Here is a 16907-nt window from a genome sequence, read left to right as displayed (position 1 = left end):
CGCGGACGGCGCGAACGCTTAGATCAGCAACAACAACGCCGCGCCATACACCACGGCGCCGAGCAAGAAAGTCATGACAGTGAAGCCGAGCACGCGCTGCACGCCAACGCCCGCCATGGCGACCACCGGCGCGGCCCAGAACGGTTGCAGCATGTTGGACACCTGCTCGCCCATGGCGACCGCCATCGTGGTGCCGGGCACGGATGCATGGAGCGCCACCGCCGCCGGCACCACGAACGGGCCCTGCACCGCCCAGTGGCCGCCGCCGGACGGCACGAGGAAGGTCACGATCAGCGAACACACGTAACTCCAGAAAGGCAGCGTGTGCGCATTCGAAATAGCGATGAAAAAGTGCGACAGTACGTCAGGCAAACCGGTCGCATCCATGATCCCCATGATGCCGCCGTAGAGCGGGTATTGCAGCATCATCGACCCGGTCTGGCGCGCGGCATTCTTGATGGCATCGGCGTAAGCGAGCGGGTAGCCGTGCAGCACCACGCCCGCGATGAACATCACGAAGATCACCGCGTTCACGCCGCTGAAGCCGGTCTTGTGCGTCCACGCAATGGCCAGGAACGACACCCCCGCCGCGCCGATAAACGCGCTGCCCACCCACGAATATTCGAGCCACTTCGCCGGCGTGAGCTTGCCTGCGGGACGCGTCTTCACGGGCGGGTCGGGATTCTTGTCGAGGTCGAGTACGACGATGTCTTCGTCGGCGGGCTTGAGCAAAGCCAGCACGATCGGCGTGGCGATCAGCATCACGATCGTCGGCACCAGGTTGAACGCGGTGAACACGGTGCTGCTGAACGGCAGCACTTGCCCCGTCAGTTTTTCGACGACGTTCATTGCGCTGCCATGCGTTGCCTGCGCGAGTGCGATTGAACTCGAGATGCCGCTCGCCCACACGACCCAGCCGGAGAAGCCGGCCGCGACAATCCACGCAAAATCCACGCGCATGCGCTTCGCGACTTCACGCGCGAGCAGCGCCGCGACCACGAGCCCGAAACCCCAGTTGAAAAACGAGGCCACTGCTACCGACACGAACGTGAGCGTGGCTGCCTGAACCGGCGTACGCGCGAGAGAAACGACCGCGCGAAAAAGCCGCTGTACAGGGGGCGCGTGCGCGAACGCATGGCCTGTGACGAGGATTAGCGTGATCTGGAATGCGAACGTCAGGATATCGAAGAAACCCTTGTACCAACCGCCGACAATCCCCATGAACGACGGATGCGGCGCGAATAACGCCGACACCACCGCGACGAACGCGGTGATCAGGATGGCGAGAACGAACGGGTCAGGAATGACGCGCTCGAAGAGGTCGATGGTCGCGTGGGTAAAGCCCGTTTTACCGCTGCCGCCCGAAGGTGAAGCGCTCGCCGGTTTCATGTCAGTCTCCTTGTGATTGTTGTTGGATGTTTTAGCGTCGGGCGGTGTCAGAAGTCGCTTCAGAAGTCATATAACCTCGCGGGGTTATCGACGAGAATCGCGCGGTGTTGTACAGGGTCTTGAACCCAGTGCGAAAGCAGCTTGAACAGCGCGGTATCGTCGGGCTTGCTTGCCTCCGTCTCCGTGGTATGCGGCCAGTCGCTGCCCCACACCAGCCGCTCAGGCGCCGCACTGACCCATGCATGCGCCGCGCGATCCATATCGCTGTAGCGTTGCGCTTCGCCCACGCGCGAATCCAGATACGGACCCGACAACTTCAGCCACGCACGGCCTCCGTCCAGCAGCGAGCGCACAATGCCAAACGCGGGATGATCAATCCCCTCGGGCAAAGACAAACGCGCGAGGTGATCGAAGACGATCTTCGACGGCAGGCGTCTCAGCAAAGCCTCATGTTCAACGATCTGCGCCGCCGTCCAATGCAACTGGACATGCCAGCCAAGTTCATGCACTCGCTGCGACAGCGACTCCACCATCTCGAAGCCGACCACCGCCTGCACCGGCGTGTACAGCGTGAAGCGAATCCCACGGATACCGCCCGAATGCAGCGTTACAAGCTCCGCATCGGTGACGTCGGGGCGCAGCACCGCCACGCCGCGCGTACGGTCGGCGCCCAGTTGCCGGATCGCGTCGAGTGTCACGCGGTTGTCGACGCCATAAATGCGCGGCGTCACGACCACCGTGCGTGTAGTGCCAATTCGCGCCTGAAACTCTCGGCGATAGTCATCGGCGGTGGCGTCGTTCACCATCGTGCCGTTGTGTGGAAAGCGGGCGTCGTAGACATGCATGTGCGCATCGCAGGCAAGCGGTGGCGCCGGGGTGATTGCGGGCATGACGTGTCTCCTTCTTGTGCTCGTTTTATGCGGTTTTATTCGCGTTTATTCAATCACGCGCTTCGCCCGGAGCGCATCAATGTCATCGCGCGACATGCCTTGCTCGCTCAGCACCTGTTCTGAATCCTGTCCGAACGCGGGCGCGGCAAACGGTTCGGGACCGGGAGTCCGGCCGAACCGGATCGAGCGCTTGAGCCCGCGATATCGCCCCACCACCGGATGCTCATAGGTCGCGATCATGTCTTCGGCCAGCACCTGCGGATCGTCGAACATGTCTTCCACTGTCCGTGCCGCCGCGCAGGGCACGTCTTCGCCGAACAGCGCTTCCCATTCCAGCGCGCTCCTGGCTGCCAAGGCGGCGTGAAGTTGCGGCACGATTTCATCCACGTGAAGCGCACGCTTCCTGACGGTATCGAAACGCGGATCGGCGGCGAGTGCATCGAGGCCCGTCTTGCGGCACAGCGCCTGCCAGAAATGCGGCGTGTTGGCGGAGATGTACAGGTACCCTTCGCGCGTTGGATGAATCCCCGTGATGCCGCCTGAACGCATGTCCCGGCCGACTTCGCGGGGCTCACTATCGGCCCAGACCAGACGCGCCGACTGCATGGCAAGCGCGCTGCGCAACAGCGAGACGCCTACGTATTGCCCCTCCCCGCTGCGCTCGCGCTCGAACAGCGCCGACGCCACGCCACCGGCCACCAGCGCCGCCGCGTAGTAATCCACCACGGATCCGTACAGCACCTCGGGCGGCCCGCCGCTCTTGCCTTGCATCGAGCACATGCCGGTCATGGTCTGCAGCACCTGGTCGTAACCGGCCTTGTCCTTGAGCGGCCCGGTTTCGCCATAGCCCGTCACGGCGCAGTAAATGAGCCGTGGATTGAGCGCTTTCAACTGCTCGTAGCCGATACCCAGTCGCGCCGGCACGCTCGGCCGGAAGTTGTGCACGAGGACATCGGCGTTTGTCACCAGCGCCTTCAGCGCGGCCAGCCCTTCAGGTTGTTTCAGGTCGAGCGCGAGACCGAGCTTGCTGCGGTTTACGCCGAGAAACGCGCGGCTTTCGCTCTCGAGCGTCGAGGGATATTTGCGCAGGTTGTCGCCCGCGGGCGGCTCGATCTTGATGACTTCAGCGCCTTGGTCGGCGAGCAGGCTGCACCCATACGGCCCGGCAATATACGCGCTCAAGTCGAGCACGCGGATGCCGCTCAGCGGTCCGCGTGCGCCATCGGTTCTGCGGGATGACGTGCTCATGACTGGGGCTCCCGGTCTTGCTTTGAAGCTGTATTCAAGGCCGCCTGAGCCACGATCGCTCGCGCCCGCGCGACGAATGGGCCGTCGATCATCTTGCCGTCGACCACATACGCGCCCCGGCCCGCTGCATCGGCTTCTGCCGCCGCTTCGACCACCCGTTGCGCGTGGGCGAGTTCATCGGGCGTCGGCTGGAATACTTCATTGGCGAGCGCAACCTGGCTCGGATGAATGCAGCTCTTGCCGATAAAACCAAGATTGCGCGCAAGCCGCGCTTCGGCCTGGAAACCGGCCTGATCGCGGATATCGGCGAACGCCGAGTCGTAGGCGAACACGCCCGCCTCGCCCGCCGCCATGCTCAACGCAAACATGGCCTGCTGGATCGCCGCGGTCTCCCGCCGCGCAATGCCCAGCGGCTCGAACAAGTCGCCTAGCCCAAGCTGCAAGCCTTTCACGCGAGGATGCGCGCTGGCCAGTTCGAACGCACGCCGCAACGCACCCGGCGATTCGATATTCAGCAGCAAGCCGATCGGCTCCGTCACGCCGTTGGCGCGTTCGGCGGCATCGAGCGCGTTCGCGGCTGCCCGTACGTCGTCGGCATGGCGCGGTTTCGGCAGGTTGATCAGATTGACGCCCGCCTGCACGACGGCGGCGAGATCGGCTTCGAAATGAGGCGAGTCGATGGCGTTCACCCGCACGATCAGCGTCTTGCCGCCGAACCGGTCCGCAGGAGGAGAAGCAGCGTTCGAACCTTGAGAAAAACCCTGCAGAAAGTCGCGCAAATGCGCCCGGGCTTCGGGCTTGCGCGCCTCCGACACTGAGTCTTCGAGATCGAAAGAAAGGGCGTCTGCCTGGCTCGCCAGCGCTTTGGCGAACAGTTCGGGCCGTGAGCCCGGAACAAATAATTTGCTTTTCATGCCGCCAGTCTAGACATCGGCACAATGAAGATAAAGCGATAGAATGTGCCTTCAAAATCAACTAAAAGTATCTTTATGGAGACCTCGTTCCTGACCAGTTTCCTGCTGGTCGTCGATACCGGTTCAATGGCGGAAGCCGCGCGCCGCCTCGACTTGACGCCTGCCGCGGTGGCGCAGCAAATCCGCACGCTAGAGCGCGAATTCGGCGCGCCGCTGCTCGCACGCGCTGGCCGGACGGTGTCGGTCACACCGGCAGGCAGCCGGATAGTCGCGCAGTCGCGGGGTTTGCTGCGGGAACTCGCCGACCTGAAAATTCTCGCCAACGACGAATATGCGACCGGTGAGCTCAGGCTCGGCACGATCAATACGGCGCTGCACAGCCTGCTGCCGGATATCCTCGCGCGATTTGTCAGCGCTCATCCGCATGTGAAAGTGTTCATCCAGTCGGGGACGTCGAACGAATTGTATGAAGCGTTGCGGGAAGGCGACGTCGATGCAGCCGTGTGCACGCATCCCGCGTTCGCCATGCCGAAAACCTTCGTGTGGGAACTGCTGCGTGAGGAACCGCTCGTGGTAATCGCGCCGCGGAACCTGGCGAAACGCGATGCGCATGACCTGCTCGCACACGAGCCGCTGATCCGCTACGACCGGTCGCTAGCGGGCGGTAAAGAGGCGGAGCGTTATCTGAGGCGGGTGGGCATTGTGCCGAACGAGCGCTTCGAACTCAGCTCGCTCGCGGCCATCGCGATGATGGTGGATCGCGGACTCGGGGTATCGCTCGCACCCGATGTTGCCTCGCCAATGACCAGCGCCCTGCGCATCGCGCGGATCAGCCTGCCGATGGAGTCGGAGCCGCGCCGTTTTGGTGTGCTCTGGAAACGCGCTTCGGTGCGTGACCGGCTGATTCGCGGCCTGGTGGACTGCGCGCTGCAATGCGTGCGCGGCGCAATGGTATGAGTTATCGGGATTTTTTGCGGCGCTAAAAATACAATACGGCGGCACGCTCACGCGTGCCGCCGTATGTAGCGCCTGAGACATACCGTCCCGAGCACCGGACCCCAGACCTTGCCGCTTACTGCGGTTGGCCCTTGTCGTTGGTACCCATGGCCGAAGCAGCTGCAGCAGCCGATGCGCCCTTCAGGTGTGATGCCTTGTCTTCTTGATGCAACGTCGTACCGTGCACGCCCGATGCTGCTTTCTTATGCTTGAAGTGCGGCAGGTGCGGTTTCGGTTCCTTGGGGCTGACGGCCGGCTTGCTTTCGTCCGTCTTCGAACCACCACCAGCACCTTGTGCCATTGCCGTGCCTGCGAACGCGAATGCGAGCGCACCAACCATTGCAATTTGCGAGAACTTCTTCATTGCTAAATCTCCCTGGAGTTGTAAATCGATTGCAGCATCGCATTGTTGTTCGAAATGCATGGAATTTCAACGAATTCAGAATATTCCTATCGAAAATTGGTCTTGGCGAGTTCCACGATCTCGTCGCCGCGACCGTTCAGGATTGCCCGCAACATGTAGAGGCTGAAGCCTTTCGCCTGCGCCAATTCCACTTTTGGCGGCATCGCCAGCTCGTGTTTCGATGTCACCACGTCCACGAGCGCCGGCCCGGGATAAGCGAAAGCCTTCTGCAGCGCCTCTGCAATATCTTCAGACTCTTCCACCCGGATGCTGAAAATGCCCGCACCCTGGGCGATGGCCGCGAAGTCCGTTTTGGCCAGATCGACGTTGGTATCCAGGTACCCGGCGGCCTTGAGCTCCATTGAAACGAAGCCGAGCAGACTGTTGTTATAAACCACCACTTTGATGGGCAGATCCAGTTGACGAGCACTCAGCAAGTCGCCAAGCAACATCGACAAACCGCCATCGCCCGAGAGCGAGATCACCTGACGCCCCGGATTTGCGCCTTGGGCGCCGAGCGCCTGCGGCATCGCGTTCGCCATGGAGCCGTGATTGAACGAGCCGTGAAGCTGGCGTTTGCCGTTCATCGTCAGGTAACGCGCGGCCCAGACGGTTGGCGTGCCGACATCGGCGGTAAAAATGGCGTCTTCCTCGGCCGCTTCGTCGATGAGTTTCGTCAGATATTGCGGGTGGATCGCGTTGCCGGGACCCGACGGCGTGGCGAGTTCATCAAGTCCCTTTCTCGCCGCTGCATAGTGCTTGCGCGCGGTATCGATGAACTTGCGGTCAGGCTTCCTCGTGAGCTTCGGCAGGACCGCCGCTATCGTCTCCTTGACCGTGCCGACCAGCCCGAGTGCGAGCGGCGCGCGCGAGCCGAGCTTGGAGCCGCGCCAGTCCACCTGGATGATCTTGGCGTCCGTGGGATAGAACGGCCGGTAGGGGAAATCGCAGCCGAGCAGGAGCAGCGTGTCGCACGACATCATCGCGTGATAGCCGGAGCTGAAACCGATCAGACCGGTCATGCCGACGTCATACGGGTTGTCCCATTCAATGAACTGCTTGCCGCGCATCGCGTGAACGACCGGCGCGCCGAGCATGTCGGCGAGCGCAACCACTTCATCGTGCGCGCCCGCGGTGCCGCTGCCGCACATCAGCGTCACCGCGTCCGACTCGTTCAGCATGGCCGCGAGCCGGTCGATATCGATGTCCGATGGCAGGATGGTCGACGGCCCCGTGGCCGACCAGCTGGGTTTCTCCGCGGGTGCGTCGCTCAACGCGACATCGCCGGGCAGCACGATCACCGCAACGCCGCGCTCTTCAATCGCCGTGCGCATCGCGCGGGCGAGCACACGGGGAAATTGGGCGGCGCTCGACACAAGTTCAACGTAATGGCTGCACTCCTTGAACAGCGCGGTCGGATGAGTTTCCTGGAAATAGCCCAGCCCGATTTCCGTCGATGGAATATGCGCGGCAATGGCCAGCACCGGCTGCTGGTTACGGTGGCAGTCATACAAGCCATTGATCAAGTGCAGGTTGCCCGGGCCGCAACTACCGGCGCACACGGCAAGCTTGCCGGTTGACGCTGCGTCGGCGCCTGCCGCGAACGCGGCCACCTCCTCGTGGCGTGTATGCATCCAGCGGATGGACCCGACCTGATCGAGGCTGTAGGCGAGCCCGTTCAAGCTGTCGCCAGTAACGCCCCAGATACGTTCGACGCCCGCCGCCGCCAGCGTCCTGGCCAAAAATTCCGCAACCGTGTTTCTTGCCATGTCCTGCTCCTTGGGTGAAAAGAGGAATCGGAGTGGTCGATTGGATGCCGCGTTGTCAGCTTCCTTTCGTCATACGCGTGAGACAGGTCAAAACGGCTCAAAGCGAAAAGCATAAACGTCATGCGGGGGATCAAGTATGAAAAGACCTTAATCTGCCCGCTTTACGAATGGCCAACGACCGAGGCTAAGGGCCGATACGTCGGTCTGCAACGTGTTCATACGCCCCTCGTGCACCACATGATCAACGTGAATCGCACCGTAGTTCAGGCAGCCGTCGTAAAGGATAGAAGCACGCCGGTTGCTAGAATGTCCGTCCCTCCTTTCTGCCTGAGCCAATCACCGCCCCGATGGATCTCGAACGCATTCTCTTCACGCAGGGTTTCGGCTCGCGCCGGCAATGCCGCGCGCTGATAGCCGATGGCCGTGTATCCGTCGCGGGCGCGCCATGCGCTAATGCCGCCGATGCCGCAATCGACATCGCGTCCGACACGCTCGCTTCGTTCGAGTTTCAAGTCGATGGCACCACATGGCGGTATCGGGAGAAAGCGTATCTGGCGTTGAACAAGCCACCGGGCTACGAGTGCTCACGTGATCCGCAACACCACCTGAGCGTTTTCCGCCTGCTGCCACCGCAGTTGACGGAGCGCGGCGTGCAATGCGTGGGACGTCTGGATCAGGACACGACCGGCCTTCTTCTCCTCTCCGATGACGGCGCGTTCGTGCATGCGTTCACATCGCCGAAACGAAAGGTGCCAAAGGCGTATCTCGCGGCCACCCGCCATCCGCTGGACGATGCTCAACTCTCGGCACTGCGCAACGGCGTCTTGCTGCATGGCGAATCGCAGCCTGTTGCCGCTGTCAGCGCTGAACAGCGCGACGAGCGGCAGCTCGAGCTTTCGGTGCTTGAAGGCAAGTATCACCAGGTGAAGCGGATGGTCGCAGCGGCGGGGAACCGCGTGGAGAAATTGCATCGGGAGCGTATTGGCGGGTTTGCCCTGCCCGATGATCTCGCCGAAGGCCAATGGCGTTGGCTGGACGATGCAGACCTCGTCATGCTCAGGCAAACCTGATGCGCCTGACGCGTGCCGTATGCGTGCGACAGCGCGCTGAGTTACACCCTCCCAAGGTTTAACGTCTTCATCAGGTCAACCCGGCGCGCTGCATCCATCCGGGTGCTTCGAGCGTAGAAGGTGGCATCCCCTGCTTTTCGATATTTATGCCCACACAACAAAAACGCCGCATCGTGACATTCGGTCTTGCCAGTCTCGGCGCTGCTGCGCTCGCCGCCTGTAGTCCCGTCAAACTTCTGAACGCCGCCATTCCATCGAGTGGTTACAGGAAAACGTCAGATATCGCGTACGGAAACGATCCGCGCCAGGTACTCGATGTCTACGTGCCCACCGCCGCAGCGAGTGTTGAGCCGCGCCCGGTTGTTGTGTTTTTCTACGGCGGAAGCTGGCAGAACGGCGATCGCGGCAATTATCTGTTCGTCGCACAGGCGTTGACGTCGCGCGGCTACGTGGCCGTGCTGCCGGACTACCGCACGTATCCGGAAACGGCGTTTCCTGGTTTTGTCAATGATGCGGCTGCCGCAACTCGCTGGACCCGCGATCACGCGCATGAATTCGGCGGCGATCCGTCGCGGCTTTTTGTAATGGGCCATTCAGCAGGCGCTCATCTTGCCGCGCTGATCGCGACCGATCCGCGTTATCTCGCTTCGCAATCAATGTCGAAAGCCGACTTGCGCGGGGTGATCGGCCTGGCTGGACCTTACGATTTCCTGCCCATCAAGGATCGCACCCTACTCGACGTCTTTCCGGCAGGCACGCGCGCCGAGAGCCAGCCGATCAATTTCGTCACCGGCCACGAGCCGCCCATGTTCCTTGCGGCCGGCACGGACGACACTGTTGTCGATCCCGGCAACACCGACCGTCTGGCGGCCATGCTGCGCAAACATGGCGACTCGGTAGAGGTAAAGCATTACGACGGCTTCGGCCATATCCGCATTGTTTCGGCGCTGGCGTTGCCCTTGCGGGGACGTTCCACAGTGCTCGCGGATGTATCGGCGTTCATTGACTCGCAATAAACGACCTGTGGCCTGTTCAATAGGTGTTAACACAACACACTGGCACCGCACTGCAGCATGCCTTTCTTACGACGGAAATCTATACTCCTTACACGACTATTAAAAGAAGCAGGAGGGCCATCATGGCCGCTCACATGACCATTGCAATGATTGCGTTCGTGGCGATCAGCGTGTTGTTTATTGTCGGATTGCTGGTGACAATGCATCTGCGCCATCGCTATCAACCCAACCTGATCGGTGCGCTGATCGGGGCTCTTCTGTGCTTCATTCTGCTGGAGACGCTACCGGTACTGATGTGACGGCCGGATGAACGTCCGACTTGCTCGGCAAGTCGCGCAGAAAGTCGTCGATGCTCGGATAACGCAGCGCGTAACGCATTTCGTCTCGCAGCCGGGTGTTCTGCAGACGTCGCGATTCGCGCATGAACGAGAGCATCATCGGCTCGAGTTGCGCCTCGGCCTGCTCGCGAGAAACACGGGGAGCGCGCGGCAAGCCGAATGCATCGGCAACCAGGTCGAAATAATCCCCCATGCGCAAGTCGCTGTCATCCGACGCATGCACCACGCGTTGCGGCCGCACCCGCCGGATCGCGAGCACGAGAATGGCGGCGAGGTCGTCTGCGTGGATATGGTTTGTATAAACATCATCGGCCGGCGCCAGCGCCGGCGTTCCCTTGTGCAGCCGTGTCAGTGGCAGGCGGTTGCCGGCGTAGATCCCGGGAATTCGCACAATCGATGCACTCAGCACACCGCGCCGCGTGGCGCGCCGCAATTGCGTTTCCGCCGATACGCGTCGCTTCGCGCGCGCGTTGTCCGGCCTGACCGGCCGCGTTTCATCGATCCACGCCCCGCCGCAATCGCCGTAAACCCCAGACGTGCTCGCATAAACCAGTCGGATCTGCGCCCGGCACGCAGCGGTGCTCGAAACCCGGTCGGGTACAATACACGCTCTTTTTGTGGCTTTGGCGTGCTTGCTGGCGCTGATCCCGACGCCCATTCTGACGGCCGCTTGCATGCTGCTTTTGAAGGTCGCGCGAAACCATCCGCGCCACGCCCGCTGACGGGCGACAGCGCTCGTTGCCACGCGCGCAACAGACCGTCGCGGCGCGCTTAACGCTGCAATCAGTGCGCGGGTCCTGATGTCGTCGTCGCGGGTTTTCTGGGGCGGCGCGAGATGCAGCACCGTGGGTGCAAGACCGGCCAGCCGTCGCAGAGTGCGGCGCTCGTCCAGGTTGCCGATCAACGGTGTAGTACCGGCTGCGCGCAGTTCGGCTATGCGCGCGGGTTGACTTGAGAGTGCGATCACGCGGGGCGCGGCGGCACGGCGTGCGAGAAGCGGCACGCAACGCAGGCCGACATCGCCGCAACCGGCAATCAGCACGCGCGCGCGGCGTAGTTTTCGAGTGGCGATCATGCTGTCAATTGTAGCCGCGACAGCTTTTGCATTTGTTTCATCCAACTCATCCAGGATCTATGGCTTTCAACGTAACGCTCCGGCAAAGCGGCCGGCAGTTTCAGGTAGAACCCGACGAAGCGGTGCTGCTTGCCGCCCTGCGTCAGGGCATCGGACTTCCCTACGGCTGCAAGAACGGAGCCTGTGGTTCATGCAAGGGCACGGTCGTCTCCGGCGAAGTCGAGCAGGCGCCGCATTCGTCGTCGGCGTTATCCAACGACGAAAAAACCCGTGGCATGGCCCTGCTTTGTTGCGCGACGGCGAAGGGGGACCTGACCATCGACGTACGCGAAGTTGCAGGTGTAGGCGACATCCAGGTCAAGAAGCTGCCTTGCCGCGTGAACGCGCTGGAACGCAAGGCGACCGACGTCATTGAACTGAAGCTGCAATTGCCGGCCAACGAACGGCTGCAATACCTGGCCGGCCAGTACATCGAATTCATTCTGAAAGACGGCAAGCGCCGCAGCTATTCCATGGCGAGCCCGCCGCACCACGAAGGCCCGATCGAACTGCACGTTCGCCACATGCCCGGTGGCACCTTCACGGACCACGTGTTCGGCCCCATGAAAGAGCGCGACATCTTGCGCTTCGAAGGCCCGCTCGGCACGTTCTTCCTGCGTGAAGATTCAGAGAAGCCCATTGTGCTGCTCGCTTCCGGCACGGGCTTCGCACCAATCAAGGCAATTATTGAACATGCTGTGTTCAAGAACCTGAACCGGCCCATGACGCTCTATTGGGGCGGCCGCCGCAAGCAAGACCTGTACATGATGGACATGGCCGAACAATGGGCGAAGGACGTGCCGAACTTCTCGTTCGTGCCGGTACTGTCCGAACCCGATGCAAGTGACGCCTGGACAGGCCGTACGGGCTTTGTTCATCGTGCTGTCATCGAAGATCTGCCAGACTTGAGCGCATATCAGGTGTACGCCTGTGGCGCGCCGGTGATGGTGGAATCCGCGCAACGTGATTTCACAAGTCATCACCGCTTGCCGGAGGACGAGTTCTACGCCGATTCATTCACCAGCGCGGCCGATCTCGCCAATCCGGTGTGAGCGCACGGTAGCCGCAAGAAAGCCGGCGAGTGTGGCGGCTCGACAAAAATCGGGCCGCCATGGTTTACACGCAGGAACTTCATATCGTATTCTTCGCGAATGCTCAAAATTTACGCCACTCTTCGACGTCGCCGCTCGCTGCTCCCCTAGGGATGCCGCTGGCTCGTCACGGATTGGCGCTTGAGTTTTCGAACCAGCGCACACTTCGCCACTATGAAGCCACGGAATTCCGTGGCTTTTTGCATTGTTGATCCGGTTTTTTTCTCGCCACTTTTTTTACTTGCTGTTTTCGTGGAGCCCGCCGTCATGAATTTCCAAGAGTACCCCGTCGAATCCCTGATGTTCATCACGAACCGTCCTGAGATCGTGTTCACGCACGGCAAGGGTTCATGGCTCTACGACAACAACGAGAAGCGATACCTCGACTTCATCCAGGGCTGGGCGGTGAATAGTCTGGGTCATTGCAACGACGGCATGATCGAAGCCATGAACAAACAGGCTCGCACGCTGATCAACCCGTCGCCGGCTTTCTACAATGCGCCGATGGCCCAGCTCGCCGGCCTCCTGACCGCGAATAGCTGCTTCGACAAAGTGTTCTTCGCCAACAGCGGCGCCGAAGCCAACGAAGGCGCGATCAAGCTCGCGCGCAAGTGGGGCAAGAAGTTCAAGGGCGGCGCGTACGAGATCATCACGTTCGATCACAGCTTCCACGGCCGGACCTTGGCGACCATGTCGGCGAGCGGCAAGCCGGGCTGGGACACCATCTATGCACCGCAAGTGCCGGGCTTTCCGAAGGCTGACCTTAATGACATCGCATCGGTGGAAAAACTCATCACCGATAAAACCGTCGGCGTGATGCTCGAGCCAATTCAAGGCGAAGGTGGCGTGATCCCGGCCACGCGCGAGTTCATGCAGGCTTTGCGCGCGCTGACGAAGAAGCACAACCTGCTGATGATCGTCGATGAAGTGCAAAGCGGTTGCGGCCGTGCCGGCACCTTGTTCGCGTATGAATTGTCGGGCGTGGAGCCGGACATCATGACCCTGGGTAAGGGCATTGGCGGTGGCGTGCCACTGGCCGCCTTGCTCTCAACCAAGGAAGTGGCGTGCTTCGAACCCGGCGACCAGGGCGGCACGTACAACGGCAATCCGCTGATGACGGCGGCGGGTTTTTCGGTGATTTCGCAACTGACGGCGCCGGGCTTTCTCGAAGGCGTGCGCGAGCGTGGCGAGTATCTGAAGGCGCAGTTGTTGCAGCTTTCGGAAGAGCGCGGTTTTAACGGCGAACGTGGCGAGGGTTTGCTGCGCGCATTGCTGCTCAATAACGACAACGGTCCGAAGATTGTCGAAATGGCCCGCGACATGGGACCAGATGGTTTGCTTCTGAACGCAGCGCGGCCGAACCTGCTGCGCTTCATGCCAGCGCTGAATGTGACGAAGGACGAGATCGACCAGATGATGTCGATGCTGCGGTCCGTGCTGGACGCGCTGTGATTATCCGTGTCTTCGATGAGCGCGACACGCAGGACGTGCTCGCGCTCTGGGCACAAGCGTTTCCGGAATACGCCACGCCTGGCAAGCCACAGCGCGATCCGCGTTTATCGATTCGAAACAAGCTCGCCATGCAGCCGGAGTTTTTCTTCGTCGGCTTGCTGGAAGAGCGTCTGATCGGCACGGTGATGACGGGTTACGACGGGCATCGCGGATGGCTGTATTCGCTTGCGGTCGCAACAGATCAACGCGGCAACGGTTATGGCCGCGCGCTGGTTGAACATGCAGAGCGCGCACTCGCGTCCATCGGATGTCCGAAGCTGAATCTGCAGATCATGGCGAACAAGCCTGAGACGCAGGCGTTTTACGCGAAGCTCGGTTATCAAATGGATGAAGTGGTCAGCTTCGGCAAGCGGCTTTGACCGCGCGTTAAAAAAGCCGCATGCCCCTCAAAGGCATGCGGCTTCTTCATTCATCAACGCCGATTACTCGCCCACTCATTCGCCCAAGTAAGCAGCCCGGACCTTCGGATCATCCAGCATGGTCTTTGCGTCACCCGACATGGTGACCAGGCCCGAATCCATCACGTAGCCGCGATTCGCCGCCTGCAACGCCAACCGCGCGTTCTGCTCAACCAGCAGCACCGTCAGCCCTTCGCCCGAAATCTCGCGCACCACTTCGAAGATCTTCTCGACCATGATCGGCGAGAGACCCATCGACGGTTCGTCGAGCAACAACAACTTCGGCCGCGACAACAGCGCACGCGCCATGGCCAGCATCTGCTGTTCGCCGCCCGACAACGTGCCCGCATACTGCGACGCCCGCTCTTTCAGCCGTGGAAAGAAGCCGAACATGCGGTCGGTGTCCTTGTCGATTTCGTCCTTGTCGTTACGCAAGTACGCGCCCATCTGCATGTTTTCAAGAATCGACATGCGCGCGAAAATGCCCCGCCCTTCTGGCACCATCGCGAGGCCGCGCTTGAGCAACTCATGCGACGGCACGCCCTTGATCGACTGCCCCATGTATTCGATATCGCCAGCCGAATACGCCTTCAGGCCCGTGATCGCTTTCATCGTGGTCGTCTTGCCCGCGCCGTTCGCGCCGATCAGCGTCACGAGTTCGCCCTTGCCCACTTCCAGGTCCACGCCCTTGACGGCATGAATGCCGCCATAGCTGACCTGCAGGCCCTTGATCTTCAACATTGCGCCGTTTGCGCCATTCGCGCCATTCATCGTAGCCATCAGTGAACCCCTGCCCCGAGATAAGCCTCGATCACCTTCGGATTCTTCTGCACGTCCTGCGGCAGACCCTCGGCGATCACCTTGCCGTAATCAAGCACCGTCATCCGGTTGCACAATCCCATCACCAGTTTCACATCGTGTTCGATCAAGAGAATCGTGCGGCCGTCGCTGCGAATCTTGTCGAGCAGGCGCGTGAGTTCGACCTTCTCCGTCGCGTTCATGCCGGCGGCGGGTTCATCGAGTGCGAGCAGCTTCGGATCAGTGGCCAGCGCACGCGCAATTTCCAGGCGGCGCTGGTGCCCGTACGAGAGGTTGCGCGACGTGTAGTCCGCGTATTGCAGCACGCCCACGTACTCCAGCAACTCCAGCGCGCGCTCTTTGATTTCCTTCTCTTCACGACGCTCCGACGGCGTCTGCAGCACCGCGCCGATCAGGCCGTGCTTCGTACGCACGTGGCGTCCGACCATCACGTTCTCGAGCGCCGTCATGCCGCCGAACAGACGAATGTTCTGGAAGGTACGCGCAATGCCCGCCTTCGCCACCTGATGCACGGCGGTCGGCGTGTACGGCGTACCGTCGAGCACGAACGAGCCCGAGTCCGGCGTGTACAGGCCCGTGATCACGTTGAAGAACGTGGTCTTGCCTGCGCCGTTCGGGCCGATCAGGCCATAGATTTCGCCTTCCCTGATTTCCAGGCCAACTTCGGCCAACGCCTGCAAGCCGCCGAAGCGCTTGTTCACGCCCTTCACGGACAGTCGAATGGGTTTATCGCTCATTGTGTTTTCTCCGCTCTCTCGGGGCTCAGGCGCGTACCGGCTTCTTGCCAGCGCGCTTCGCAATTTTCGCGATCTTGTCTTCGTGTTTCGGAGACGGCCACAGGCCTTCCGAGCGATACAGCATGATCAGCACCATCGCGAGACCGTAGAGCAACTGGCGGATGACTTCGGTATCCACGATCTGGTGACCGAAGATGAAGTTCTGCAGCGGACCCATGGTCGAGCGCAGGAATTCAGGGAACACGGCCAGCAGCACCGCGCCCAGGATCACGCCTGGAATGTGGCCCATGCCGCCGAGCACCACGCAGGCGAGCACGACGATGGATTCCCAGAACGTGAACGATTCCGGCGAAACGAATCCCTGGAACGTACCGAACATCGCGCCCGACAAACCGCCGAACGACGCGCCCATCGCGAAGGCCAGCAGCTTTACGTTACGGGTGTTGATGCCCATCGCCTTGGCGGCGATTTCGTCTTCGCGGATCGCGGCCCACGCGCGGCCAATACGCGAATGCTGCAAGCGTACGCACACGAAGATCACGAACAGCGAACACAGCACGAACAGGTAGTAATAGTTGTAGACCGAGGGGAAGGTGAACCCGAACAACGAGTGCGTCTTCGATAAATCGAATCCGAAGAACGACACCGGGTCAATGCCGGTAATCCCCTTCGGCCCGTTCGTGATGTTGACCGGACGATCCAGGTTGTTCATGAAGATCCGGACGATTTCCCCGAAGCCCAAGGTCACGATAGCGAGGTAGTCGCCGCGCAGACGCAATGTTGGTGCTCCGAGCAGCACACCGAAAGTGGCAGCCAGCCCCATCGCGCACGGCACGATCACCCAGATCGGCGCATGCAGGCCGCCGGGGAACAGATGCGCGATCCACTCGAACTGCGTGGTCAGTTGCGGCGAGGACAGCAACGCAGCCACGTAAGCGCCCACCGCATAAAACGCGATGTAGCCCAAGTCCAGCAGGCCGGCAAAACCCACCACCACGTTCAGGCCGAGTGCCAGCATCACGTACAGCATCGCGAAGTCGAGCACGCGGACCCAGTAGTTGCCGCCGGCGGCGCCAATCAACATCGGCGCGAGGATCACCAATGCGGTAACCAGCACGGTGACGGCGTAATTCTTCGCCGTTTTTCTTTCAGGGATGAGCGTCGTCGACGGCTCGATCGGTTGAATTGAAGTCATGCTTGTCT

Annotated in this window: 17 protein-coding genes; 7 read left to right on the top strand and 10 right to left on the bottom strand. The window is 61.3% G+C overall.

Annotated elements, in window-relative coordinates; genetic code table 11:
- Positions 1–18: 18 nt before the first annotated feature.
- The 4 genes from SBC1_RS03825 to SBC1_RS03810 are packed head-to-tail and all read right to left on the bottom strand — an operon-like array spanning position 19 to position 4441.
- Entirely contained in the window at positions 19–1389 is a 1371-nt protein-coding gene (locus SBC1_RS03825) for a short-chain fatty acid transporter (protein ID WP_165987357.1), read from the bottom strand.
- Positions 1390–1448: 59 nt separating this feature from the next.
- Complete coding sequence (locus SBC1_RS03820) at positions 1449–2279, bottom strand: amidohydrolase (RefSeq protein ID WP_165087075.1); 831 nt, start codon at positions 2277–2279, stop codon at positions 1449–1451.
- 45 nt (positions 2280–2324) lie between these two features.
- Positions 2325–3527 (bottom strand): CaiB/BaiF CoA-transferase family protein, encoded by a 1203-nt coding sequence (locus SBC1_RS03815; protein ID WP_165087072.1) that lies wholly within the window; start codon positions 3525–3527, stop codon positions 2325–2327.
- Positions 3524–4441 carry a CoA ester lyase gene (locus SBC1_RS03810; RefSeq protein ID WP_165087069.1) on the bottom strand — a complete coding sequence of 306 codons (918 nt, stop codon included), beginning with the start codon at positions 4439–4441 and terminating at the stop codon, positions 3524–3526. The genes SBC1_RS03815 and SBC1_RS03810 overlap by 4 nt, the downstream gene beginning before the upstream one ends.
- Positions 4442–4516: 75 nt before the next feature.
- Here SBC1_RS03810 and SBC1_RS03805 point away from each other — a divergent pair, with 75 nt between their 5' ends.
- The gene (locus tag SBC1_RS03805) at positions 4517–5398 is read left to right on the top strand and encodes a LysR family transcriptional regulator (RefSeq protein WP_165087067.1); all 882 of its coding nucleotides are present in this window, start codon (positions 4517–4519) and stop codon (positions 5396–5398) included.
- A 115-nt stretch (positions 5399–5513) separates the two neighbouring features.
- Here the strand turns inward: SBC1_RS03805 and SBC1_RS03800 are convergent, their stop codons facing one another.
- Positions 5514–5801, bottom strand: a complete 288-nt coding sequence (locus tag SBC1_RS03800; protein ID WP_165087064.1) for a hypothetical protein — start codon at positions 5799–5801, stop codon at positions 5514–5516.
- 86 nt (positions 5802–5887) lie between these two features.
- Positions 5888–7609: a ubiquinone-dependent pyruvate dehydrogenase gene (gene poxB / locus SBC1_RS03795; RefSeq protein WP_165087061.1), complete on the bottom strand. Its 1722-nt coding sequence runs from the start codon at positions 7607–7609 to the stop codon at positions 5888–5890.
- A 347-nt stretch (positions 7610–7956) separates the two neighbouring features.
- Between poxB and SBC1_RS03790 the strand changes: the two genes are divergently transcribed.
- The 3 genes from SBC1_RS03790 to SBC1_RS03780 all read left to right on the top strand — a co-directional run bounded on the left by SBC1_RS03790 (position 7957) and on the right by SBC1_RS03780 (position 9994).
- Positions 7957–8679 carry a 16S rRNA pseudouridine(516) synthase gene (locus tag SBC1_RS03790; RefSeq protein WP_165987356.1) on the top strand — a complete coding sequence of 241 codons (723 nt, stop codon included), beginning with the start codon at positions 7957–7959 and terminating at the stop codon, positions 8677–8679.
- A gap of 146 nt (positions 8680–8825) precedes the next feature.
- The gene (locus SBC1_RS03785; protein ID WP_165087057.1) at positions 8826–9695 is read left to right on the top strand and encodes an alpha/beta hydrolase; all 870 of its coding nucleotides are present in this window, start codon (positions 8826–8828) and stop codon (positions 9693–9695) included.
- A 122-nt stretch (positions 9696–9817) separates the two neighbouring features.
- Positions 9818–9994 (top strand): hypothetical protein, encoded by a 177-nt coding sequence (locus tag SBC1_RS03780; protein WP_031359874.1) that lies wholly within the window; start codon positions 9818–9820, stop codon positions 9992–9994.
- Here SBC1_RS03780 and SBC1_RS03775 read toward each other — a convergent pair.
- A complete protein-coding gene (locus tag SBC1_RS03775; RefSeq protein WP_165987355.1) occupies positions 9960–11108 on the bottom strand; it encodes an NAD-dependent epimerase/dehydratase family protein in 1149 nt (382 codons plus the stop codon). The genes SBC1_RS03780 and SBC1_RS03775 overlap by 35 nt on opposite strands.
- 59 nt (positions 11109–11167) lie before the next feature.
- On the opposite strand from SBC1_RS03775, the gene SBC1_RS03770 reads away from it, so the two are divergent.
- From SBC1_RS03770 to SBC1_RS03760, 3 genes are all read left to right on the top strand, one after another.
- On the top strand, positions 11168–12199 hold the full coding sequence (locus tag SBC1_RS03770; protein WP_165087052.1) for a CDP-6-deoxy-delta-3,4-glucoseen reductase: 1032 nt from the start codon (positions 11168–11170) through the stop codon (positions 12197–12199).
- A gap of 306 nt (positions 12200–12505) precedes the next feature.
- Positions 12506–13690 (top strand): acetylornithine transaminase, encoded by a 1185-nt coding sequence (locus SBC1_RS03765; protein ID WP_165087049.1) that lies wholly within the window; start codon positions 12506–12508, stop codon positions 13688–13690.
- Entirely contained in the window at positions 13687–14109 is a 423-nt protein-coding gene (locus tag SBC1_RS03760; protein ID WP_165087047.1) for a GNAT family acetyltransferase, read from the top strand. Before SBC1_RS03765 ends, SBC1_RS03760 begins: the two co-directional genes overlap by 4 nt.
- Positions 14110–14184: 75 nt before the next feature.
- On the opposite strand, the gene SBC1_RS03755 is transcribed toward SBC1_RS03760, so the two are convergent.
- From SBC1_RS03755 to SBC1_RS03745, 3 genes are read right to left on the bottom strand one after another with little or no spacing between them, the layout of a single operon-like run.
- On the bottom strand, positions 14185–14889 hold the full coding sequence (locus SBC1_RS03755) for an ABC transporter ATP-binding protein (protein WP_165093048.1): 705 nt from the start codon (positions 14887–14889) through the stop codon (positions 14185–14187).
- Between the two features lie 38 nt (positions 14890–14927).
- On the bottom strand, positions 14928–15704 hold the full coding sequence (locus SBC1_RS03750; RefSeq protein ID WP_165087045.1) for an ABC transporter ATP-binding protein: 777 nt from the start codon (positions 15702–15704) through the stop codon (positions 14928–14930).
- Between the two features lie 25 nt (positions 15705–15729).
- Complete coding sequence (locus tag SBC1_RS03745) at positions 15730–16899, bottom strand: ABC transporter ATP-binding protein (RefSeq protein WP_165987353.1); 1170 nt, start codon at positions 16897–16899, stop codon at positions 15730–15732.
- Positions 16900–16907 lie beyond the last annotated feature (8 nt).

Source organism: Caballeronia sp. SBC1 (assembly GCF_011493005.1).
Classification (GTDB): Bacteria; Pseudomonadota; Gammaproteobacteria; order Burkholderiales; family Burkholderiaceae; genus Caballeronia.
The sequence above is the reverse complement of the archived record's forward strand: the minus strand, read 5'-3'. Positions and strand labels throughout refer to the sequence as shown.